We start from the raw sequence: 21,268 nt of genomic DNA, 5'->3' as shown, positions 1-21,268 counted from the left end.
GCGCCCGCCGCCCGCCGACGGCCCGCCTTCAGTGCGCCTTCAGTGCGCCACGATGGCCGATCCCTTGCCGTCGCCCTTCACCGGCCGGGTGATCCAGATCAGCGGGATGATCAGCAGATAGAGCCCGGCCGAGACGTAGAAGATGTCGTTGAGCCCCAGCATGGCGGCCTGCGCGGTGACGGTGGCGTCGAATAGCGCATGCGCGGAGGCCGGGTTCAGGTGCAGCAGCGCCTGCGCGGCCTCGATCTGGTGCGCGAAGGCCGGATGGCCGATGCTGGCCTGCTCGGTCAGCCGCACATGGTGGAGCACCGTACGGTTGTTCCACTCGTTGCCGGCGATCGACGTGCCGACTGCGCCGCAGAAAACCCGCACGAAGTTGGACAGGCCCGCCGCGTCGGCCAGTTTGCCGGCGGGCTGGCCGGACAGGATGATCGAGGTGAGCGGCACGAAGAACAACGCCATCGGAATGCCCTGCAGCAGCGTGGGCAGCACCAGGTGCCAGGTGTCGATGTTGGTCACGTACGCGGTGCGCATGTAGAACACGCCCGCGAAGCCGAGAAACGACAGCGTGGCGACCATCCGGGCATTGCGCGGCGACAGGAAGCGGCCCACCACCGGCGAGAGCAGCAGCGCGAAGATGCCCAGCGGCGCCGTGACCAGTCCGGCATCGACGGAACGGTAGTTCAGGTACTCCTGCATCCATTGCGGCAGCAGGACGAGGTTGCCGAAAAACACCGCGTAGGCCACCGAGATGGCGATGGTGCCACCCAGGAAGTTGCGCTGCGTGAACAACCGCAGGTCCACGATCGGGTTGGCCTCGGTCAGCTCCCAGATCAGGAACAGCAGGAAGGTGATCACCGCCGTGATGGCCAGGACGATGATCACGGGCGAGCTGAACCAGTCGAGGTCCTTGCCCTTGTCGAGCATGATCTGGAGCGATCCGACCCAGGCGACGAGCAGCCCGAGTCCCACCACGTCAATCGGTGTCCGGCGCGTGGGGCCCTGCCGGTTGCGGTACAACATCCAGGTCACCGAGGCGGCGAAGATGCCGACCGGGATATTGATATAGAAGATCCACGACCAGCTGTAGCTGTCGGTGATCCACCCGCCCAGCAGCGGCCCGGCAATCGGCCCCACGGTGGCGGTCATGCCCCAGAGCGCGAGCGCGGTGGCCGATTTCTCCTTGGGATAGGAGCCGAGCAGGATGGCCTGCGACATCGGGATCAGCGGGCCGGCCACGGCGCCCTGCAGCACGCGTGCCACGAGCAGGACCGGCAGGTTCGGGGCGATGCCGCACAGCCACGACGCCAGCGTGAACAGCAGGATCGAACCGACGAACAGGCGGATATCGCCCAGACGCTGCGTCAGCCAGCCGGTGAGCGGAATCGACACGGCATTGGCCGCCGCGAACACGGTGATGACCCAGGTGCCCTGGTCGACGGAGACGCCCAGGTTGCCCGAGATCGTGGGGATGGCCACGTTGGCGATCGACGTATCGAGCACGTTCATGAACGTGGCAAGCGCCACGGCGATGGTGGCCAGCACGAGCTGGCCGCCCTGCAGCGGCGGGGGTGGGGCGGCGGTCTGTGTCATGTGGCGCTCGCCTTCCTGCGCATCGCCAGGTGCGCGTCTCCTTGCGCTGTGCCCTGTGCCGTGCCCAGCCCCGCGTTGGCGGCGACGATCCGCGCGATCTCCGCATCGGCCTGGTCGCCGTACCTGGCGAAGACATCGGTCTGGTAGGCGGTGGCCTGCTGCGCTTTCGCCAGCGCGCCGCCGGTCTGGTCGTGGATGTCCACGTCCGCCTGCATCGACAGGCCGATGCGGAGCGGGTGCGCGGTCAGTTCGCGCGGATCGAGCGCGATGCGCACCGGCACGCGCTGTACCACTTTGATCCAGTTGCCCGTGGCGTTCTGCGCGGGCAGCAGCGAGAACGCCGAGCCGGTGCCGGCGGAGAACCCGGCCACGCGGCCGTGGTAGACCACGGACGATCCGTACGCGTCGGCCGTCAGCGTGACCGGCTGCCCCACGCGCAGGTGCGCCAGTTCCACCTCCTTGAAGTTGGCATCGACCCAGACGTCCTGCAGCGGCACGACCGCCATCAGCGGCGTGCCCGGCGACACGCGCTGGCCCACCTGTACCGAACGCTCGGCCACGTAGCCGTTGACCGGCGCTGGCAGGAGGTTGCGGGCATTGGCCAGGTAGGCGTCGCGGACCTGCGCCGCGGCCTCCTGCACGTCGGGGTGGGTGGCAATCGTCGTATTGATCGTGAGGGCGCGGTTGGCGGCCAGTTGCTGCCGCGCGGCATCGAGCGCGGCCTGGGCGCTGCGCACGGCGTCATGGGCGTGCGAGACATCTTCCTGCGACACCGAACCGGTCTGCGAGACCGACAGCCGGCGGCGCAGGTCTTCCTGCGCACGGGCGAAGTCGGCTTCGCGCACGGCCACCTGCGCGGCGTACTGGGCATCATCGACGAACAGGCCCTTGACCTGGCGCACGGTCTGGGCAAGCTTTGCCTCGGCCCGTTGCAGGGTCACGCGGGCGTCGGCGGCGTCGAGTTCCACGAGCGGCTGGCCTTCATGCACCGTCTGCGTGTCGTCGGCGCGCACGGCGATCACGGTGCCGGTGACCTGCGGGGTGATCTGTACCACGTTGCCGTTGACGTAGGCGTCGTCGGTAGTCTGGTGGTAGCGCCCCACCAGCCAGTACCAGGCGCCGGCGGCCATGCCGGTGCCGGCGACGGCAAGCGCCAGCAAGGCCAGCATGCGTCGGCGGGGGCCGTGTTTCGTGGTGGGGTCGGCCGCCACGGGCGGCTGGGAAGAGGGTTGCATGGTGGGTCTCCGGATGGGGAATGTCTTAGTGGTGCGCGGCGCCGGGGGGCGATGCCTCGGGTGTCGCCAGCCCTTCGGCCTGCGCGTCGAACCCGCCGCCCAGCGCATGGATCAATGCCATTTGCTGGTCGCGCCGCTGCATGGCGAGATTGGTGGCCGACTGCACGGCGGCGAGCCGCGTCTCATCGGCCTGCAGCACCAGCAGTTGCGGCGCCAGCCCGGCCTTGTAGTTGCCGAAGGCCAGGTCGTATGCCCGTGTGGACGCGGCCTGCGCCTGCCGGGCGTCGGCCAGTTGCCGGTCGGTCGAGCGGATCTTCGAGACCTGCGTGGCCACCTCGGACAGCGCGTTGACCAGGGTCTGGTCGTAGTTCGCCACGTCCGCATCCACATCCGCGTAGCGCCCCTTGAGTTGGGCGCGCAGGGCGCCCGCGTCGAAGATCGGCAGGTGGATGGCCGGGCCCACGCTGAGCTGCCGGCTCGACGCCTTCAGCAGGCGGCCCCAGCCCAGCGCATCGAGCCCCAGGCTGGCCGACAGGTTGACGTCGGGGAAGAACTCGGCCTTCGCCTCCTTCACGTCCTGAAGCGCCGCCTCCACCTGCCAGCGGGCGGCAACGATGTCTGGGCGCCGCGCGAGCAGATCGGCGGGCAGTGTGTCGGGCAGCGCGACGCTCGCGCCAATGCCGAGCGTCGGCTGGGCGATCTTCAGCCCCCGGTCCGGACCCTCGCCGAGCAGCGCACCCAGCTGGTAGCGGACCACCTCGATCTCGCCGTCGTACTGGCTCAGGCTGGCACGGCTGGTGGCCACGTTGCCGCGTGCGGTCTGCTGGTCCACGTTGGTATCGAGCCCTGCGGCCACCCGGTCATCGGCAATCCGGCCCATGGCGGTGCGGTCATCCACTTCGTTGCTGGCGATCTCGCGCAGCGCATAGAGCTGGGCCAGCCGGTTGTAGGTGCGGGCCACCGAGGTGGCCAACGTGACGCGCGCCTGCTGCAGGTCGGCGTCGGCGGCCTTCTGCTGCGACACGGACTGCGCCACCCGCGCGCGGTTCTTGCCCCACAGGTCGAGATCCCACGAGGCACTGGCGAGCGTGCTGAAATCGCTGTACCAGTTGCCACCGAACGGCGGCGGGGCCAGGTTCTCGGACAACCGCAGGCGGGTGGCACTGACGCTGCCGTCGGCCTGCGGGTAGAGCGTGGCGCGCGACGCCGCCACGTACGAGCTCGCCTTGTCGAGCCGGGCCTTGGCCTGCGCCACGGTCGGGCTGCCCTGCAGCGCCTCGGCCACGAGTTGCGTCAACTGCGGATCGCCGAACTGGTCGGTCCATGCCGTGGACGGCCATTGTCCGCCCTGCGCCGGGAGGCTGTTGGCGGTGGCGTACTGGTCCGGCGTGGTGATCTGCCGGTCACTATGGATGCCGCCATAGTTCACGCACCCGCCGAGGGCGAGCACGAGGGCGGCGAGCGCGGGCGTCACGGCGCGCCGGACGGAAGGCGGGCTGGCGAATCCGCGCTTGGCATTCGTCATGGTCAGGGTCATGGCAGGCAACTCCAGGTAGCTGAGCTTTGCGTGTCTCTCGCCGGCCCGTGCTGGATGTCATGGGTTAGCGACAACTGGCCGCAAGATACGCCGCTGCGGCAGACCCGGAATTCCGCTCCGGAAGGGCTTTTGCCGGAAAGCACGTCAACGGCCGGGCGCCGGTGCCCGGGGCCCCCGGGACGGGGCGCAATAGGCGCCCGGGAGCGCCCGGCAGGCCCGGAGCCATGCTGCCGGCGCGCGCTGATTTCGCAGAAATCTTTAAATCACTGGTACCCGAAAGTGCTAAAACGCTGACTTCTGATTGCTGCCGTCCTCTGACACTATGGTTACCGTACTTTCGTGCGGCCTCCGGATGCAGAGGGAATCACTATGGGCGGAAGCGGTAGCGGCATCGATGCGGCGGCGGACCACCGGCGCCCGGGCATGGCAGGGCGCATGGGCGGGCGGATGCGCAGCCAGAAGGCGCTGCTCGCGGCCACGCTCTGCGCCTGCATGGCGTTGGGTGCCGGCGCCTTCTGGTGGTACGCGTCGGGCCGCGCGCCCGCCGTGCCGGCCGTCGTCGTGGGCGATGGGATGTCCGGTCCGGCCGGCATGGTGCGCGTGCCGGGCGGCGAATTCCTGATGGGCAGCGACAGCAAGCAGGCCCAGCCCAACGAGAAGCCCGCGCACAAGGTACGGGTCCACGCCTTCTGGATGGACCAGCACCACGTCACCAATGCCGAATTCCGCAAGTTCGTGGAAGCCACCGGCTATATCTCTACCGCCGAGCGGGCACCCGCCTGGGAAACCCTCCGTGTCCAGTTGCCACCCGGCACGCCGCGCCCGCCCGACAGCGCGATGGTGGCGGGCGGCATGGTGTTCGTGGGCACGCCGGGGCCGGTGCCGCTGCAGGACTACTCGCGCTGGTGGCGCTACGTGCCCGGCGCCGACTGGCGCCACCCGAACGGCCCCGGCAGCTCCATCGATGGCAAGGACAACCACCCGGTCGTGCAGGTTTCGTACGAGGATGCCCAGGCGTATGCCCGGTGGGCCGGCAAACGGCTTCCCACCGAGGCGGAGTGGGAGTTTGCCGCGCGTGGCGGGCTCGAACAGGCCACCTACGCATGGGGCGAACAGTTCACTCCCGAAGGCAGGCAGATGGCCAATGTCTGGCAGGGCCAGCAGCGCCAGCCATTCCCCGTGGTCAGCCCCAAGGCCGGCGGCGCGCTTGGCACCAGTCCGGTGGGCACCTTTCCGCCCAATGGCTATGGCCTGTCCGACATGACGGGCAACGCGTGGCAGTGGGTGGCCGACTGGTACCGGGCCGACCAGTTCCGGCGCGAGGCCGCCAGCGCGCGGCTGATCGAGAACCCGGCCGGGCCGTTGGCTTCATGGGACCCATCCGAGCCCGGCGTGCCGCTCGATGCGCCCAAGCGGGTCACGCGGGGCGGCTCGTTCCTCTGCAACGAGGACTACTGCCTGAGCTACCGGCCCAGCGCGCGGCGCGGGACGGACCCGTACAACAGCATGTCGCACCTTGGCTTCCGGCTGGTCATGGACGAAGGAAGCTGGGCGCAGAAGCGTCAGCAGGCAACACGGAAGACGGGCGCGCCAGGCGTGCCGGACGCAGGTTGAGGCAGTGCAACTACCGGGAGCAGCAATGCAACGAATGAAAGTCTCGATCCCGGCAAGGCGCGATGCGCGTTTTGCCATGGCTGCCGTCGCGATCGCCATGGCGGCGCTGGCGGGCTGCAAGAAGGCCGACGATCCGGCCAAGCCGGCGCCGGCCGCCCAGCAGCCGGCGCCCGCGCCCACGGCAGGCGCGCCCGCCGCGCCCGTGAACACCGCGCCGGCCCAGCCGCCGGCGCAGTCCAACATCCCGGTGGCGCCCGACGCCGCCTCCGCGCCTGCGGCCGTCAACACCTCGGGCAAGAAGCCCAACATCCTGGTGATCTTCGGCGACGACATCGGCCAGACCAATATCAGCGCGTACAGCATGGGCGTGCTGGGCTACCGCACGCCGAACATCGACCGGATCGCCCGCGAAGGGATGATGTTTACCGACTACTACGCCGAGAACAGCTGCACGGCCGGCCGCTCGACCTTCATCACCGGCCAGTCGCCGCTGCGCACCGGGCTCTCCAAGGTGGGCGTGCCCGGTGCCACCGTGGGCCTGCAGGCGCGCGACATCACCATTGCCGAGGCGCTCAAGCCGCTGGGCTACGCCACCGGCCAGTTCGGCAAGAACCACCTGGGCGACCGCGACGAGTACCTGCCGACCAGGCACGGCTTCGACGAGTTCTACGGCAACCTGTACCACCTGAACGCCGAGGAGGAGCCGCAGCGCCCGTACTGGCCGCAAGACAAGAACGACCCGTTCGTGAAGAACTTCTCGCCGCGCGGTGTGCTGCACTCCACGGCCGACGGCAAGATCGAGGACACCGGGCCGCTGACCACCAAGCGCATGGAGACCATCGACGACGAGACGACCGACGCCGCGCAGAAGTTCATCACGAAGCAGGTGCAGGCCGACAAGCCCTTCTTCGTCTGGATGAACACCACGCGCATGCATGCCTACACCCACGTGCGGGAGTCGATGCGGGGCCAGAGCGGCATGCCGGGCAACGAGTACGCCGACGGCATGGTCGAGCACGACGGCGACGTAGGCAAGCTGCTCAAGACGCTCGACGACCTGAAGGTGGCAGACAACACCATCGTCATCTACACCACCGACAACGGGCCGAACCAGTGGTCCTGGCCCGATGCGGCCACCACGCCGTTCCGCAGCGAAAAGGACACCAACTGGGAGGGCGCGTTCCGCGTGCCGGCCATGATCCGCTGGCCCGGCAAGGTCAAGCCGGGCACGGTCAGCAACGAGATGTTCTCGGGGCTGGACTGGTTCCCGACGCTGCTGGCGGCCGTGGGCGACGGCGACATCAAGGACCGCCTGTTCAAGGGCGCCTCGATTGGCAGCAAGAACGCCAAGGTCCACCTGGACGGCTACAACCAGCTGCCCTACCTGACCGGCCAGACCAACAAGGGCGCGCGCAACGAGTTCTACTACTTCAACGACGATGGGGTGCTGGTGGCGATGCGCTTCGACAACTGGAAGGCCGTGTTCTGCGAGCAGACCACGCCGGGCGGCTTCCAGGTCTGGCAGGACCCGTTCAAGTGCCTGCGGGTGCCCAAGATCTTCAACCTGCGCATGGACCCGTACGAGCGCGCGGACATCGTCTCCGACCAGTACAACGACTGGCTGGCCAAGAACGTCTATCTGACGGAGGTGGCGACCATGAAGGCGGCGGCATTCCTGCAGACCTTCATCAACTATCCGCCGAGCCAGCGTCCGGCCAGCTTCAGCATCGACCAGGTGCGCGAGGACGTTGACCGCAAGATCGAAGAAGCGATGAAGAAGAAGTGATGGCGTCACTTCCCATGGTGGCGCAGCGGGACAGGACAGCCGACCCGGCATGGCGCTGGGCCGCCGTCCTGCTGTTCGCGTCGGGTGCGGCCGGACTGACCTACCAGGTGGTGTGGATCCGCCAGTTGTCGCTGGTGGTCGGGGTCGACGTGCATGCGGTCACCACGGCCGTCAGCGCGTTCTTCGCCGGGCTGGCGCTGGGCGGCTGGCTGCTGGGCCGCGTGGCCGACCGCCACGGCCAGCCGCTGCGGCTCTACGCATGGCTCGAAGTGGCCGTGCTGGTGCTCGGCGTCGGCGCCACCGTGGCGCTGGCGCATGCGGCCATGCCGTTCGCCTGGCTGGAGCAGCGCACGGGCTGGCTGGCCTGGGCCGTGCTGTTCGTGCTGGTCATCGTGCCCGCCGCGGCGATGGGCGGGACGCTGCCCGTGCTGATGCGCGCGATGCGCCGGGACGACGACGAGGGTGTCAGCGCGCAGGGCGGGCGGCTCTACGCGGCCAATACCGCCGGGGCGATCGCCGGTACGCTGCTGGCGGGCTTCGTGCTGGTGCCCTGGCTCGGCATCCTCGGCAGCGCCGTGGCGGCCGGCGTGCTCAACGGCGCGGCGGCGCTGGTGGCGTGGTGGCTGGCGGGGCGGGCGCAGCCACTGGCGGCGCCGGCCGGTGCCGTGGCGGGCAAACCGGCTGGCGAGGTGCGCGCCAACGGCCGTCTGGCCCTGGGTTTGTACGCGGCGGCGGGCGGCGTTGCACTGGGCTACGAGGTGGTCTGGTCGCAGGCCATCGTGCAGTTCCTCAGCACGCGCACGTTTGCGTTCACCGTGGTGTTGGCGACCTATCTGGCCGGCCTCGCCCTCGGCAGCGCGCTGGCGGCGCGCCACGCCGCGCGGGCGCGCGATCCGTGGGGCGTCTTCGGCCTGCTGGTGGCCGGCGCCGGCCTGGTGGCGCTGCTGGAATTCGTGCTGCTCGGCGAGTGGCTGCTGCGCGCGCAGGCAAGCGTGTCCGTCTGGGTGCAGGGTATGACGGCCAGCCCGCTGCTGGCCGCCTGCGCGAGCTTTGCGCTGGCCGCGCTGTCGGTGGTGTTCGTGCCGACGCTGTTGCTCGGCGCGGCCTTTCCGTTCGTGCTGCGCGTGAGCGTGGACGGCCGGCGCGTCGGGGCCGGGGTGGGCATGGTCATGGCGCTCAATACGCTGGGCGGCATCGCGGGCTCGGTGCTGGCCGGCTTCGTGCTGGTGCCGCAACTTGGACTGGTCAGGACGCTGTCGCTGCTGGCGGTATCGGCGGCGGTGGTCGGCCTTGCCGCCGTGGCACTGGGCCGGGACGTGCGCCCGGCGCTGCGCTGGACGGTGCCGATGATCGGCGTGCTGGCCGTGGTCGCCGCCGCGCTGGCGCCGGTGGACCGGCTCGCCTCGCTGCTGGCGCGCGCCAGGGGTGGCGAGCTGGTGTTCTACGAGGAAGGGCGCGGTGCGACGGTGGCGGTGGTGGAGCAGGCGTCGTCGAGCAACCGCTTCCGGCGCCTTTACATCCAGGGCGTGTCGAACTCCGGCGACGCCATGACCTCGCTGCGCTACATGCGGCTGCAGGCGCTGCTGCCGCTGATCCTCCACAACGGCACGCCCAGGTCCACGCTGGTGATCGGCCTCGGTACCGGCATCACGGCGGGCGCCACGCTGGCCTGGCCGGGGCTGGAGCAGCGCGTGGTGGCCGAACTGCTGCCGCCGGTGGCCCGCGCCGCCGCCGGGTTCCAGGGCAACTTCGGCGTCGCCAGCGATCCCCGCATGGAGATCCGCCTGCGCGACGGCCGCCGCGAACTGCTGCAGAGCACGCAGCGCTACGACCTGATCACGCTGGAGCCGCCGCCCCCATCGGCGGCGGGCGTGGTGAACCTGTATTCGACCGATTTCTACCGGCTGGCGGCCGCGCGGCTGCAGCAGGGCGGAATAGTCGCGCAATGGCTGCCACTGCCGACGCAGAACGACGAGGACACCCGCATGCTGGTGCGCAGCTTCCTCGACGTCTTTCCGCACGCCACGCTGTGGACCACGGAGCTGCACGAGATGATGCTGGTTGGCTCCCTTTCCCCGCTCGAACTGGACCTCGATCGCATTCGCTCCCGCTTTGCCCAGCCCTCGGTGGCGTCTGCGCTGCAGGCCGTGGGGGTGCGCTCGCCGGCCGCGCTGCTGGCCACGTGGGTCACCGACCGCGCCGGGCTCGAATGGTACGCCGCCGACGCGCCGGCCGTGACCGACGACCGCCCGCGCATCGAGTACGCCGGCTGGGTACGGCGCGACGCGTTCCCCGAAACGCTTTCGAAGCTGCTGGCCTTGCAGGGCGACCCGCCGCTGGCCGGCGCCGACGATGATGCCTGGCGCGAGCTGCGGCACGAGCGCAGCGTGCTGCATACGTTCTATCGCGCCGGACTCGATGCCTACCGTGGTGACCGCGACGCCTGGGCCAGCCACATCCGGCAGGCCGTGCGCGCCGACCCGGACAATCCCTACTACGCGTGGTTCGTCGGCGGCCGGGCCGCGCGTGCCGAGCGGCGGGCCCCGGCCGGAGCCGCCCCATGAGCGCGCGCGACGATGTGCTGGCCCTGCAGCAGCGCATGGGTGAATCGATCGTCGGCCAGGCGCGCATGATCGAGCGCCTGCTGCTGGGGCTGCTGGCCGACGGGCACCTGCTGGTGGAGGGTTTGCCGGGGCTGGCCAAGACGCGGGCCATCAAGATGCTGGCGCGCAATCTGGACGCGGGCCTGTCGCGGATCCAGTTCACGCCCGACCTGCTCCCGGCCGACATCACCGGCTCGGAGGTCTACTTCACCGAGGGCGGCAGGGGCGAGTTCCGCTTCCAGCCGGGGCCGATCTTCGCCAATCTGGTGCTGGCCGACGAGGTCAACCGCTCGCCGGCCAAGGTGCAGGCCGCGCTGCTCGAAGCGATGGAGGAGCGCCAGGTCACGGTGGGCGCCACCACGCACCGGCTGGAACCGCTGTTCCTGGTGATGGCGACGCAGAACCCCATCGAGCAGGAGGGCACCTATCCGCTGCCCGAGGCCCAGATGGACCGGTTCCTGATGCACATCAGCGTGGGCTATCCCGACACGGCGGCCGAGGCCGAGATCGTCAGGCTGGCGCGCGAGGAAGAAGCCGGCGCCGCCGGCCATGGCGCCGCGCCCGCGGTGCGGCTCGCGCCCGAGGCGATCTTCACGGCACGCGCGGAGATCCATGGCATCCATGTCAGCGAGGCCGTGGCGCGCTATGTGGTGGCGCTGGTACAGGCCACGCGCGAACCGGGGCCGGTGGACGACGACCTCGGCAAGTGGATCCAGGTAGGGGTCAGCCCGCGCGGGTCGATCGGCCTCGACAAGGTGGCCCGCGCGCATGCCTGGCTGCAGGGGCGCGATTTCGTCACGCCGGACGATGTGCAGGCGGTGGTCCACGATGTGTTCCGCCATCGGCTGATCCTGTCGTACGAGGCGCACGCGGCCGGCGTCAGCGCCGATGCCGCGCTGGACCGGCTCGTGCAGCGGGTGGCGGTGGCCTGAAGCGGGCCGGGAGACACCGATGCCGCCGATGCGCCTGCCCTTCCGCGCCATCGCCCGTGCCGCGCCGACCGCCGCGCAGACCCATGCCTCCGGCGCCGTGCCCGGCGTCAGTGTCGACGTGGCGGCGCTGGCCGCGCTGGAAGTGGCGGCGCGCGATTTCCACTTCCGGCCGCGCCAGCCGGGGCACAGCGTGCTGGCCGGCCGGCATGCGTCCAAGGTGCGCGGGCGCGGCCTGACCTTCGAGGAACTGCGCCTGTACCTGCCCGGCGACGACATCCGCAGCATGGACTGGCGCGTGACGGCGCGCACCGGCCAGCCGCACGTGCGTGTCTACACCGAGGAGAAGGACCGCCCGGTGCTGATCGTGGTGGACCAGCGCATCAACATGTTCTTCGGCAGCCGCCGCGCGATGAAATCGGTCAGCGCCGCCGAGGCCGCCGCGCTGGCCGCCTGGCGCGTGCTGGCCGAGGGCGACCGCGTTGGCGGCATCGTCTTTGGCGACCAGGACGCCGAGGTCTTCGCGCCGCGCCACAGCCGCGAGTCGGTCCAGCATCTGCTCGGCGGCATTGCGCGGTTCAGCCAGGCGTTGCGCGCCGATTCGCCGGCGCGGCGTTCCGCGGCACAGCTCGACGCGGCGCTGGAGCGCGCCGCGCGCATGGCTGGCCACGACTGGCTGGTCATCGTCATCAGCGATTTCGACGGCCACGACACGCGCACGCGCGACCTGATGCTGGGGATGGCGGGGCGCAACGACCTGCTGACGATCCTCGTTCATGATCCATTCCTCAGCGAACTGCCGGAATCGGGCCAGTTGGTGGTCAGCGACGGCGAGTTGCAGGTGGAGCTGGGCTTCGGCCATGCCGCCACGCGGCGCGGCATCGGCGAGTTCGTCGATGCCCATGCGCGGGCCTTGCTGGATTGGCACCACGCCATCGGCGTGCCGCTGCTGCCGCTCTCGGCGGCCGAGCAGACGGCGCTGCAGCTGCGCCGTCTGCTGGGACGGCCGCTGCAGCAGGCGCCGGTACGCCAGCGCCCGGGAGCGGCGCGATGAGCCTGACGCAGAGCACCGCACCCGGGGCGGCCGATGGCGCTGGCGTGGTCTCGCTGGCGAAGCTGGCCGATATCGTCACGCCGCCGCCGCCGTCCTGGGCGCCGCAGACCATCGGCTGGCCAATCCTGGCAGGCGTGCTGCTGCTCGCGCTGGCGTGGGCTGGCTGGCGGGCCTGGCGGCGCTATCGCGCCAACCGCTACCGGCGCGAAGCGCTGGCGGCGCTGGCCGGCGTGGCGATGCAGGCCGATCCCGCGCGGCAGGCCGCCGCGCTGCGGGACATGGCCGTGCTGCTCAAGCGTACCGCCCTGGCCGCCTGGCCGCGCGCCGAGGTGGCCAGCCTGTCCGGCGCGGGCTGGGCGGCATTCCTGCAGGCGCACGCGGGGCGGGCACGGGACGCGGTGCCGCTGCTCTCCACACTGGTGCACGACGCCGAGTACCGCGACGACGCGGCGCTGGCCCAATGGCCCGCCGCGCAGGTGCAGGCCGTGGCCGCCGCGTGCCGCCGCTGGATCGCCGAACACCATGCTCCAGTTTGACTATCCGTGGCTGTTCGCGCTGTTGCCGTTGCCGCTGCTGCTGTGGTGGTGGCTGCCGCCATACCGCGAGGAAAGCCCGTCCGTGCGCCTGCCGTTCTTCGGCGAGGTAGCCAGCGCCGCCGGCCTGACGCCAGCCAGCGGCGCCGTGGTGCCGCGCCGCAATCGCCTGCAGTGGGTGCTGGCGCCGCTGGCCTGGGCGCTGGTGGTCTCGGCACTGGCGCGGCCCCAGTTCCTTGAAGCCCCGATCGAGAAGGTGCAGCCGGCGCGCGACCTGCTGATTGCGCTGGACCTGTCCCAGTCGATGGATACCCGCGATTTCCGCGACCCGTCCGGTGCGCTGATTCCGCGCGTGGCGGCGGTGCGGCAGGTGGTGAGCGGCTTCGTGGCGCGGCGCCCTGGCGACCGCCTCGGCCTGATCGTGTTTGGCGATGCGCCGTATCCGCTGGCGCCATTCACGATGGATCACCGGCTCGTGCAGACGCTGATCGGCGACCTGCTGCCGGGGATGGCCGGGCCGAGCACGGCGCTGGGCGATGCCATCGGGCTCGGGATCAAGATGTTCGAACACAGCCAGGCGCCCGAGAAGGTGCTGATCGTGCTGACCGATGGCAACGACACCGCCAGCCGGATGCCGCCCGAGCGCGCCGGAGAGATCGCCCGCGCGCGCAAGGTGGTGGTGCACACCATCGGCATCGGCAACCCTGACGCCACCGGCGAGGAGAAGGTCGACCTCGGCGGGCTCCAGCGGCTGGCCGCGCAGACGGGCGGGCGCTATTTCTTCGGCGCCGACCAGGCGGGGCTGGCGACCATCTACGCCACGCTCGACCGCATCACGCCGCACAACCAGACGACGCTGTCGTGGCGGCCGCGCCGCGAACTGTTCATGTGGCCGCTGGGCGCGGCGCTGGCGCTGGTGCTGCTGTACCAGGCGCTGATGTTCGGCTATTCGGCCTGGACGGCGGCGCCGCGCCGCGTGCCGGGGCAGGGCGGTGCGGCGGGCGCGGCGGGCGCGGCAGGGGAAGGGCCGTGATGGAGGCGCTCCCGCACTTCCACTTCCTGCGCCCGTGGTGGCTGCTGGGGCTGGTGCCGGCCATGCTGCTGGTGTGGGCGGTGCAGCGCCGTGGCGACGTGCGGCGGCGCTGGCGGCAAGCCATCGCGCCGCATCTGCTCGACGCGCTGATGATCGGCGAGCGCCGCCGGCTGGCGCTGCGGCCGGTGCATCTGACCGCGCTGCTGCTGGCCCTGGGCGCGGTGGCGCTGGCCGGGCCGAGCTGGCGGCAGGAGGCGCCGCCTTTCCTCGACGACAAGGCCCCGCTGGCCATCGCGGTGGACCTGTCGCGCAGCATGGACGCGGCGGACGTCACGCCCACGCGGCTCGAACGCGCCAAGCTCAAGATCAAGGCGCTGCTGAAGCATCGCGACGGCGGGCGCACGGCACTCTACGCCTACGCGGGCTCCACGCACCTGGTGCTGCCGCTGACCGACGACACCGCCCTGCTGCAGAGCTTTGTCGACGCGCTGCAGACCCGCATCATGCCGGCGCCGGGCCGCGACATGGCCCAGGCGCTGCGCACCATCGACGCCGACCTGGCGCGCGAGCCGGTGCCGGGCACCATCCTGTTCCTGACCGACGCGGTGGACCCCGCCGCGGGCAAAGCCTTCCGCGCGCAGGGCGAGAGCCGCCGCAGCCAGCCCGTGGTGCTGGCGATCGGCACGGAACAGGGCGGCCCGCTGCGCAATGTCGGCGGACCGGCAGGCAGCTTCGTCGAACAGGACGGCGCCCGGGTGTTTGCCCGGCTCGACGTAGCGGCGCTGAAACGGTTCGGCGAGGATAGCGGCGTGCCCGTGGCAACGTTCACGCCGGGCAGCGACGATGACGTGGCGTGGGTGCAGCGCCATGTCGAGTCGCACCTCGAACAGATGCAGGCCGACGACCGGACGCGCTGGCAGGACGAAGGCTGGTGGCTGGTGCTGCCCATCTCGCTGCTGGCCATGCTGTGGTTCCGCAAGGGCTGGACCGTGCGCTGGACCACCGGGCTGCTGCTGGCGGCGCTGGCCATGCCGCCGCCCGACCTGCAGGCGCAGGAGCCCGCCAGCGCGGCGCGGCCGTGGCGTTTTGCCGATCTGTGGCTGACGCACGACCAGCAGGGCCGCCGCGCGTTCGAGCAGGGCGATTTCGCCCGCGCCGCGACGCTGTTCGACGATGCCATGTGGCGCGGCGTCGCGCAGTACCGGGCCGGCCAGTACCCGCAGGCGGTACAGAGCTTCGCGCTGGTCGATTCGCCGCAGTCGGATTTCAACCAGGGCGATGCGCTGGCGCGGCAGGGGCAGTACCAGCAGGCCGCGGCGCGCTATCGGCAGGCGCTGCGGCGCCAGCCGCAGTGGCCGGCGGCCACGGCCAACCTGGCGCTGATGGAGGCACTGCTGGCGCAGCAGAAGCCGGCGGACAAGCCCCGGCCCGATGATCAGGAGGAGCCCCCCGACATCCCGCCCGACGAGATCAGGTACGACGCCGCCAAGCCGCCGGAGCAGGGCGGCCAGTCCATGCGGATCGGCCTGACGCAGGATGCCGAGATGTGGATGCGCGCGATCCAGACCTCGCCGACCGATCTGCTGCAACGCAAGTTCGCGCTGCAGCAGGGCCAGCCGGCCGCGCCGGCAGGGGGGCGATGATGCGCCGCGCAGTGCGGCGTCATGGCGGGTGGCTGGCTGCGCTGTGGCTGGCAGCGGTCATGTTCCCCGTGGTGGCGCGGGCTGCGGCCGCGCCGCTCGTCAGGGTGGAGGTGGCGGCACAGCAGCCGGTGCGCGTGGGGCAGCAGATCGGTATCGATGTCACGATCCTGGCCCCCAACTTCTTCATGTCTGCGCCCGACTTCCCGGCGCTGCAGGTGCCGGGCGCCGTGGTCACGCTGCCCGAGCAACGCGCGCTGAACTCGACCGAGACCATCGGCGGCGTGGCCTACGCCGGCATCCGCAAGCGCTACGCCTTCACGGCCGGACAGGACGGCGATTTCGACCTGCCTACGCCGACCGTGCGCTTCACCTATGCCGGCGAGGACGGCGCACCGCGCGGCGGAAGTGTCACTTTTCCGTCCACGCGGGTCCGCGCCGGCGCCGGCGGGCCGGTCAGGGCTGGCGCCGCCGGCACCACGCCACGGCTGCCCGTCGCGCGGCTCGTCATCACGCAGGCATGGGACCACGGTGCCGCTGACGGCGCCGTGAATCTCCAGGCCGGCGACGCCCTCGTGCGGACCGTCACGACCTTCGCCCCCGACACCCAGGCGATGCTGATCCACCCGCCGCACGCGCCCGCGCCGCGCGGTGTGCGGGTGTTTGCCGCCGACCCCCGCCTGACCGACCGCGCTGACGACCCCGCCGCAGCGGGCGGCACGCGGATCGATGCCGTCACGTACGTGTTCGAGCGGTCCGGCACCTACCGGTTGCCGGCCATGACGGTCGACTGGATCGATCCGGCCACCGGCAAGCCGATGAACTCGGCCGCACCCGGCATCGAGGTGAAGGTGTCGGCCGCCCCTGTGTCGGGCGCGCTGGCACCGTCAGGCAGCTTCGGGGCGGAAGGCGCCACGTCCTGGCGCAATGTGCTGTGGAGCGGGGGCCTGCTGGCGGTGGGTCTGGTGGCGGGTCTGCTGATCTGGCGCGCGTGGCCGTTTCTGATCCGATTGCGGCAACGCTGGGCCGCCCAGCGGCTGGCCCGGGCCGGAAGTGCCGATGCGCTGTTCGAAGCGGTGCTGGAAGCCACCCGGGCCGGGAAGGCGAAAGAAACGTATGAGGCGCTTTTGAGATGGACGCAAACTGCGCACGGTGCCACGCCGACGCAGTGGGCGGAGTCAGCGGAGGACCGCGCCCTGCTCGATGCCGTGACCGCGCTGCAGCGGCAGCTGTTCGGTACCAGCCGCGCCGACAGTGGCTGGAATGCAACGCCCCTGAGCGAGGCTTTGCAGCGAAATATCGGCAGTAAGGCGCTTTTCGCGTCGAAAACCAGTGACTCGGCGCTTCCTTCGCTCAATCCGGGGTAGCCATGTGCAGATCTCCACACCCACTGTTTCGCATCCCGATACGCACTATTACCTAATGCTGCGATGCGACATTCCTTCTGCTACAATTCGGGAAAACCCCATAAGGGTAATCCCTGTTAAGGAAGGAAGCCATGAACACCCAATCCGACATCAAGCTGACCGATCAACTGGAACGTGACCTCATCGAGCGCGAGCTCGGTACCCAGCGCCTGGGTTTCGTGAACGACGCCAAGCGCGTGATCGCCGCCGTTCAGAACGTTTTCACCCGCCTGCAGGCGGAAGCGCGCAAGGCCAAGGTGGTCTACGCGAACGGCTGATCTGCCGTAAGCTGAAATGAAAAAGCGGCGCACCTGGCGCCGCTGGCTGATAAAGAAACCGGTCCGTCGCCCGCTTCGCAAGAGGCGGGCGACGGACCGGTTTTTTGTCGTCCGGAGGAAAGCTCAGCCGTTCAACCGGCCGATTGCTCCTCGATCCATAGCGTCAGCCTGGCCTTGTAGGCCTGCTGGATGTGGCGCCGGGTAATCTGCTCGGCCTGTTCCGGGTTGCGGGCTTCGAGCGCTTCCACCAGCGCCAGATGTTCCTCGTAGGAGCCCCGGGCGCGGCCCGGTACGGCCAGCGTGGAGCGGCCCAGCAGCGCCATCGACTCGTGCAGCGAGCGCAGCGTCTTGAGCAGGTAGCGGTTATGGGCGCAGCGATGCAGCGTCTCGTGGAACAGGCGGTTGTTCATCGCCAGCTTTTCCGGATCGGTGGCAAACGACAGGTCGCGCTCGACGATATCGCGCAGTAGCGAAATCTCCACGTCGGTGGCGTGCCGGGCGGCCAGTGCGGCGGCGGTGGATTCCAGTACCTCGCGCATCACATACAGCTCGCTGACCATGCTGGCGTCGAGCCGCGTGACCATCATGCCCCGGTTCGGCTCGTTGACTACCATCCCCTCGGATTCCAGCCGCGACAGCGCCTCGCGCACCGGGGTGCGGGACAGCCCTAGCGATTCGGCCAGTTCCACCTCCCGCAGGCGGGTGCCGGGTGGGAGCTGGCCGGCCTGGATGGCGGCGCGCAGTTGTTGGTAGGCGCGCTCGGAGCGGGGCAGCGAGGCGCTCTGGTCGCCGTCGGCGCCGGCGAGATCCGTAGGAAGCATGGACAAACGTGATGGGATGATGACTGCAAGGCAGCCATCATACCCGGTCGCGCATGGCTCTCACTAGTGGGCCGGGGTCTGCCCCCGTGCTTTCTCGCGGCGGCGCCGCGCCACCATGTTCAGCGCCTCCACGGCGGTGGAGAACGCCATCGCCGTATAGATATAGCCCTTCGGCACGTGGTGGCCCAGGCCATCGGCGATCAGCGTCATGCCGATCATGATCAGGAAGGCCAGCGCCAGCATGACGATGGTCGGGTTGGCGTTGATGAAGTTGGCCAGCGGCGTGGCCGCGAACAGCATCACGGTGACCGCGGCGATCACGGCGACGAACATGATCGGCACGTGGTCGGTCATGCCCACGGCGGTGATGATGCTGTCGATCGAGAACACCAGGTCCAGTATCAGGATCTGGCCGATGGCTGCGGCAAAGCTGGGTACGGCACGGGCCAGGGTCGATGTCTCGTCGTGCTCCGGCTCCGGCACCACGTGCTGATGGATCTCGCGGGTGGCTTTCCAGACCAGGAAGGCGCCCCCGGCGATCAGGATGATGTCCCGCCAGGAAATGCCCTTGCCAAGGATCGTGAAGACCGGCTCGGTCAGCGCCACGATGATGGCGATGGTGGCCAGCAGGCCCAGACGCAGGATCAGCGCCAGGCCGATGCCGATGCGCCGCGCCTTTTCGCGCGTCTCGGCGGGCAGCTTGTTGGTCAGGATCGAGATGAAGATCAGGTTGTCGATGCCAAGCACGATCTCCATGGCCACCAGCGTGGCGAGGGCGGCCCAGGCGGCCGGATCGCGCGCGAGGTCGAGCAGCGTTTCCATGCGAACTCCGATAGATCAGGGGTAACGCAGGCCGGGGGCGGCTGGCCCGCAAGCGGACAACTGGATACATGGTAGCGCACAGCCAGGCGGTCGCGAAGCGGGCACAGCGGAAATTAGAGCGGCTCAGGGGAATAACGAGGTTGTAGAACCGCGATAGTGAAATATAGTATGTGATATACCAAGGCGGATTGGCTGGCTCCGCCTCCACGGCTTTCGGCTTTCGGCATTCGCAAATCTATAAACCACCATCGAGGAGATCACCCCATGAAGATTTGTATCTACGGAGCGGGCGCCATTGGCGGCTATATGGGCGCGCAGTTGGCGCTGGCCGGCGCCGACGTCAGCTTCATCGCGCGGGGGCCGCATCTGGCGGCCATGCAGTCCCACGGCGTGCGCTTGCAGATCGACGGCGAGGAACGCACGGCGAAAGTCCGCTGTACCAGCGATCCGCGCGAACTCGGGCCGCAGGACTATGTGTTCATCACGCTTAAGGCCCACCAGGTGCCGGGCGTGGTTGACCTGATGCAACCGCTGCTGGGGCCCGACACGGCTGTGGTGACAGGCGTCAACGGCATTCCCTACTGGTATTTCCACGGCCACGGCGGCGAATTTGCCGGCCGGACGCTGGAAAGCGTCGATCCGGGCGGCAAGCAGTGGCAGGGTCTGGGGCCGGAGCGGGCTATCGGCTGTGTGCTGTATCCGGCCGCCGAGATCGTCGCCCCCGGCGTGATCAAGCACGTGTATGGCAAGAAATTCCCGATCGGCGAGCCCGATGGCAGCCGCTCGGCGCGCGTGACGCGCCTCGCCGAAATGATGGCGCAGGCCGACATGGACGCGCCGGTGCGCGACAACATCCGGGACGAGATCTGGCTCAAGCTCTGGGGCAATCTCTGTTTCAACCCGATCAGCGCGCTGACCCACGGCACGCTCGACATCATCACGGCCGATCCGGCCACGCGGGCGTTGTCGAAGCAGATGATGCTCGAAGCCAAGGATATCGCCGAGCGCCTTGGCGTGCACTTCCGCGTGGACGTGGAGCGGCGTATCGACGGCGCCGGCGCGGTGGGCGCCCACAAGACCTCGATGTTGCAGGACCTGGAAGCGGGCAGGGCGATGGAAATCGATCCGCTGCTGACGGTGGTGCAGGAAATGGGGCGGATGATCGGGCAACCCACGCCGATGATCGACGCGGTGCTCGGGCTGATCAAGCAGCGTGACCGGATGGCCCAGGCCAGTCCCGCGAACGCTGCGCCGCCGGCGCGGGAGGTCGCCAAGGCCGCGTGACGCGGGCCTGAAACGCCCGAATTGGACTTAGGCAGTACCGTCTTTGTGATATACCATATACAAAAGGTCGGTCCCGCCCCTTTCTCCGCATCGCGTGCGGTCTTCTGCCAGATTGATGAGCAGAACGCATGGCGCCATGCCAAACTGGACGCAATGAGTTCCAGGAAAGGGGCGGGTAGCTGCGCACGCCAGACCGGCGCGCGGGCCCGGCCATCGACGAGTGCATTCATGTCTGCCCAAAGCGAAACCGAAGTCCAGCCGCACGGCCATCCGCCCATCGGGCTGGCATTGGCCCTGCAACCGATCAATGCCGGCGCCAGCCTGCGCGACCAGGCGTATGCGATGCTGCGCCAGGCCATTGCCGACGCCGACATCTACCAGTCGCGCGAGGAAGTCCGTCTTGACGAGCGCGTGCTATCCGAGGCGCTCGGCGTCAGCCGCACGCCGATCCGGGAAGCGATGACGCTGCTCGAACAGGAGGGCTTCCTGCGCACGGTGCCGCGCCGTGGCATCTATATCACCCGCAAGACCAAGCGCGAGATCGTGGAAATGATCCAGGTCTGGGCCGCGCTGGAGAGCATGGCGGCCCGCCTGGCGACGCAGCACGCCACCGACGAGGAAATTGGCAAGCTGCGGCATATGTTCGACAACTTCCGGGATTCCACGCCGGCCGAGCATATCGAGGAATACTCGGACGCCAACATCGCGTTCCACCAGGCGATCGTGCAGTTGTCGCGCTCCCAGATCATCAAGGACCAGATCCGCAACATCTTCGTGCATGTGCGCGCCATCCGGAAAATGACGATCTCGCAGAGCGATCGCGCGGAGCGCTCGATCGTCGATCACCTGCGGATCATCGAGGCGCTGGAGAAGCGCGACACCGAACTGGCCGAACGGCTGGTGCGCCAGCACTCGCTGGATCTGGCCGAATTCGTCGAGAAGAACTGCGACTTCCTCGACTGACCCCCAGCCTCGCTTTGCCCATCCGAAACCCCGACAGCCGCCCGGCTGGTCGGGGTTTTTTCTTGTCCGTGCGGGCGGCGCCGGCTGGCCGGCGGCCAATTGCTGCGGCGCGCCATCGAAATCGTGCCGGATAGGGG

Annotated in this window: 17 protein-coding genes; 12 read left to right on the top strand and 5 right to left on the bottom strand. The window is 69.6% G+C overall.

Annotated elements, in window-relative coordinates; genetic code table 11:
- Nucleotides 1-39: 39 nt before the first annotated feature.
- The 3 genes from EV147_RS12570 to EV147_RS12560 are packed head-to-tail and all read right to left on the bottom strand — an operon-like array spanning nt 40 to nt 4,365.
- Nucleotides 40-1,593, bottom strand: coding sequence for a DHA2 family efflux MFS transporter permease subunit (locus tag EV147_RS12570; RefSeq protein ID WP_130391513.1), 1,554 nt, complete (start codon nt 1,591-1,593; stop codon nt 40-42).
- Nucleotides 1,590-2,828: an HlyD family secretion protein gene (locus EV147_RS12565; RefSeq protein ID WP_130391512.1), complete on the bottom strand. Its 1,239-nt coding sequence runs from the start codon at nt 2,826-2,828 to the stop codon at nt 1,590-1,592. The genes EV147_RS12570 and EV147_RS12565 overlap by 4 nt, the downstream gene beginning before the upstream one ends.
- Nucleotides 2,829-2,853: 25 nt before the next feature.
- Nucleotides 2,854-4,365, bottom strand: coding sequence for an efflux transporter outer membrane subunit (locus tag EV147_RS12560; RefSeq protein ID WP_407923221.1), 1,512 nt, complete (start codon nt 4,363-4,365; stop codon nt 2,854-2,856).
- 423 nt (nt 4,366-4,788) lie between these two features.
- Here EV147_RS12560 and EV147_RS12555 point away from each other — a divergent pair, with 423 nt between their 5' ends.
- The 10 genes from EV147_RS12555 to EV147_RS12510 all read left to right on the top strand — a co-directional run bounded on the left by EV147_RS12555 (nt 4,789) and on the right by EV147_RS12510 (nt 17,241).
- Complete coding sequence (locus EV147_RS12555; RefSeq protein WP_130391776.1) at nt 4,789-5,979, top strand: formylglycine-generating enzyme family protein; 1,191 nt, start codon at nt 4,789-4,791, stop codon at nt 5,977-5,979.
- Nucleotides 5,980-6,004: 25 nt separating this feature from the next.
- The gene (locus EV147_RS12550) at nt 6,005-7,765 is read left to right on the top strand and encodes an arylsulfatase (RefSeq protein WP_130391511.1); all 1,761 of its coding nucleotides are present in this window, start codon (nt 6,005-6,007) and stop codon (nt 7,763-7,765) included.
- A gap of 14 nt (nt 7,766-7,779) precedes the next feature.
- A complete protein-coding gene (locus tag EV147_RS12545) occupies nt 7,780-10,329 on the top strand; it encodes a fused MFS/spermidine synthase (protein WP_130391775.1) in 2,550 nt (849 codons plus the stop codon).
- Complete coding sequence (locus EV147_RS12540; RefSeq protein WP_130391510.1) at nt 10,326-11,300, top strand: AAA family ATPase; 975 nt, start codon at nt 10,326-10,328, stop codon at nt 11,298-11,300. The genes EV147_RS12545 and EV147_RS12540 overlap by 4 nt, the downstream gene beginning before the upstream one ends.
- Nucleotides 11,301-11,328: 28 nt before the next feature.
- Nucleotides 11,329-12,351 (top strand): DUF58 domain-containing protein, encoded by a 1,023-nt coding sequence (locus EV147_RS12535; RefSeq protein WP_130391774.1) that lies wholly within the window; start codon nt 11,329-11,331, stop codon nt 12,349-12,351.
- Nucleotides 12,348-12,887, top strand: a complete 540-nt coding sequence (locus EV147_RS12530; protein ID WP_130391509.1) for a DUF4381 domain-containing protein — start codon at nt 12,348-12,350, stop codon at nt 12,885-12,887. Before EV147_RS12535 ends, EV147_RS12530 begins: the two co-directional genes overlap by 4 nt.
- Nucleotides 12,874-13,917, top strand: coding sequence for a vWA domain-containing protein (locus EV147_RS12525; RefSeq protein ID WP_130391508.1), 1,044 nt, complete (start codon nt 12,874-12,876; stop codon nt 13,915-13,917). Before EV147_RS12530 ends, EV147_RS12525 begins: the two co-directional genes overlap by 14 nt.
- Nucleotides 13,917-15,560, top strand: a complete 1,644-nt coding sequence (locus EV147_RS12520) for a VWA domain-containing protein (RefSeq protein WP_130391773.1) — start codon at nt 13,917-13,919, stop codon at nt 15,558-15,560. The genes EV147_RS12525 and EV147_RS12520 overlap by 1 nt, the downstream gene beginning before the upstream one ends.
- Entirely contained in the window at nt 15,557-16,924 is a 1,368-nt protein-coding gene (locus EV147_RS12515) for a BatD family protein (protein ID WP_130391507.1), read from the top strand. Before EV147_RS12520 ends, EV147_RS12515 begins: the two co-directional genes overlap by 4 nt.
- Before the next feature lie 131 nt (nt 16,925-17,055).
- On the top strand, nt 17,056-17,241 hold the full coding sequence (locus EV147_RS12510; RefSeq protein ID WP_130391506.1) for a hypothetical protein: 186 nt from the start codon (nt 17,056-17,058) through the stop codon (nt 17,239-17,241).
- A gap of 131 nt (nt 17,242-17,372) precedes the next feature.
- Here the strand turns inward: EV147_RS12510 and EV147_RS12505 are convergent, their stop codons facing one another.
- Together EV147_RS12505 and EV147_RS12500 are read right to left on the bottom strand one after the other, a co-directional pair.
- Nucleotides 17,373-18,062, bottom strand: coding sequence for a GntR family transcriptional regulator (locus tag EV147_RS12505; protein ID WP_130391505.1), 690 nt, complete (start codon nt 18,060-18,062; stop codon nt 17,373-17,375).
- A 63-nt stretch (nt 18,063-18,125) separates the two neighbouring features.
- Nucleotides 18,126-18,884, bottom strand: coding sequence for a TerC family protein (locus tag EV147_RS12500; RefSeq protein WP_130391504.1), 759 nt, complete (start codon nt 18,882-18,884; stop codon nt 18,126-18,128).
- Between the two features lie 264 nt (nt 18,885-19,148).
- On the opposite strand from EV147_RS12500, the gene EV147_RS12495 reads away from it, so the two are divergent.
- Both EV147_RS12495 and EV147_RS12490 read left to right on the top strand, forming a co-directional pair.
- Nucleotides 19,149-20,168 (top strand): 2-dehydropantoate 2-reductase, encoded by a 1,020-nt coding sequence (locus tag EV147_RS12495; RefSeq protein ID WP_130391503.1) that lies wholly within the window; start codon nt 19,149-19,151, stop codon nt 20,166-20,168.
- Nucleotides 20,169-20,396: 228 nt separating this feature from the next.
- Nucleotides 20,397-21,131: a GntR family transcriptional regulator gene (locus EV147_RS12490; protein WP_130391502.1), complete on the top strand. Its 735-nt coding sequence runs from the start codon at nt 20,397-20,399 to the stop codon at nt 21,129-21,131.
- Nucleotides 21,132-21,268 lie beyond the last annotated feature (137 nt).

This window comes from Cupriavidus agavae (assembly GCF_004217045.1).
Lineage (GTDB): Bacteria > Pseudomonadota > Gammaproteobacteria > Burkholderiales > Burkholderiaceae > Cupriavidus > Cupriavidus agavae.
The sequence above is the reverse complement of the archived record's forward strand: the minus strand, read 5'-3'. Positions and strand labels throughout refer to the sequence as shown.

What these genes read in the sequence shown, in the direction of transcription:
- EV147_RS12500 (WP_130391504.1), bottom strand. Translation starts at nt 18,884, where the DNA reads ATGGAAACGCTGCTCGACCTCGCGCGCGATCCGGCCGCCTGGGCCGCC.
- EV147_RS12490 (WP_130391502.1), top strand. Translation starts at nt 20,397, where the DNA reads ATGTCTGCCCAAAGCGAAACCGAAGTCCAGCCGCACGGCCATCCGCCC.
- EV147_RS12560 (WP_407923221.1), bottom strand. Translation starts at nt 4,365, where the DNA reads ATGACCCTGACCATGACGAATGCCAAGCGCGGATTCGCCAGCCCGCCT.
- EV147_RS12510 (WP_130391506.1), top strand. Translation starts at nt 17,056, where the DNA reads ATGAACACCCAATCCGACATCAAGCTGACCGATCAACTGGAACGTGAC.
- EV147_RS12520 (WP_130391773.1), top strand. Translation starts at nt 13,917, where the DNA reads ATGGAGGCGCTCCCGCACTTCCACTTCCTGCGCCCGTGGTGGCTGCTG.
- EV147_RS12505 (WP_130391505.1), bottom strand. Translation starts at nt 18,062, where the DNA reads ATGCTTCCTACGGATCTCGCCGGCGCCGACGGCGACCAGAGCGCCTCG.
- EV147_RS12570 (WP_130391513.1), bottom strand. Translation starts at nt 1,593, where the DNA reads ATGACACAGACCGCCGCCCCACCCCCGCCGCTGCAGGGCGGCCAGCTC.
- EV147_RS12530 (WP_130391509.1), top strand. Translation starts at nt 12,348, where the DNA reads ATGAGCCTGACGCAGAGCACCGCACCCGGGGCGGCCGATGGCGCTGGC.
- EV147_RS12555 (WP_130391776.1), top strand. Translation starts at nt 4,789, where the DNA reads ATGGCAGGGCGCATGGGCGGGCGGATGCGCAGCCAGAAGGCGCTGCTC.
- EV147_RS12515 (WP_130391507.1), top strand. Translation starts at nt 15,557, where the DNA reads ATGATGCGCCGCGCAGTGCGGCGTCATGGCGGGTGGCTGGCTGCGCTG.
- EV147_RS12550 (WP_130391511.1), top strand. Translation starts at nt 6,005, where the DNA reads ATGCAACGAATGAAAGTCTCGATCCCGGCAAGGCGCGATGCGCGTTTT.
- EV147_RS12545 (WP_130391775.1), top strand. Translation starts at nt 7,780, where the DNA reads ATGGTGGCGCAGCGGGACAGGACAGCCGACCCGGCATGGCGCTGGGCC.
- EV147_RS12495 (WP_130391503.1), top strand. Translation starts at nt 19,149, where the DNA reads ATGAAGATTTGTATCTACGGAGCGGGCGCCATTGGCGGCTATATGGGC.
- EV147_RS12535 (WP_130391774.1), top strand. Translation starts at nt 11,329, where the DNA reads ATGCGCCTGCCCTTCCGCGCCATCGCCCGTGCCGCGCCGACCGCCGCG.
- EV147_RS12525 (WP_130391508.1), top strand. Translation starts at nt 12,874, where the DNA reads ATGCTCCAGTTTGACTATCCGTGGCTGTTCGCGCTGTTGCCGTTGCCG.
- EV147_RS12565 (WP_130391512.1), bottom strand. Translation starts at nt 2,828, where the DNA reads ATGCAACCCTCTTCCCAGCCGCCCGTGGCGGCCGACCCCACCACGAAA.
- EV147_RS12540 (WP_130391510.1), top strand. Translation starts at nt 10,326, where the DNA reads ATGAGCGCGCGCGACGATGTGCTGGCCCTGCAGCAGCGCATGGGTGAA.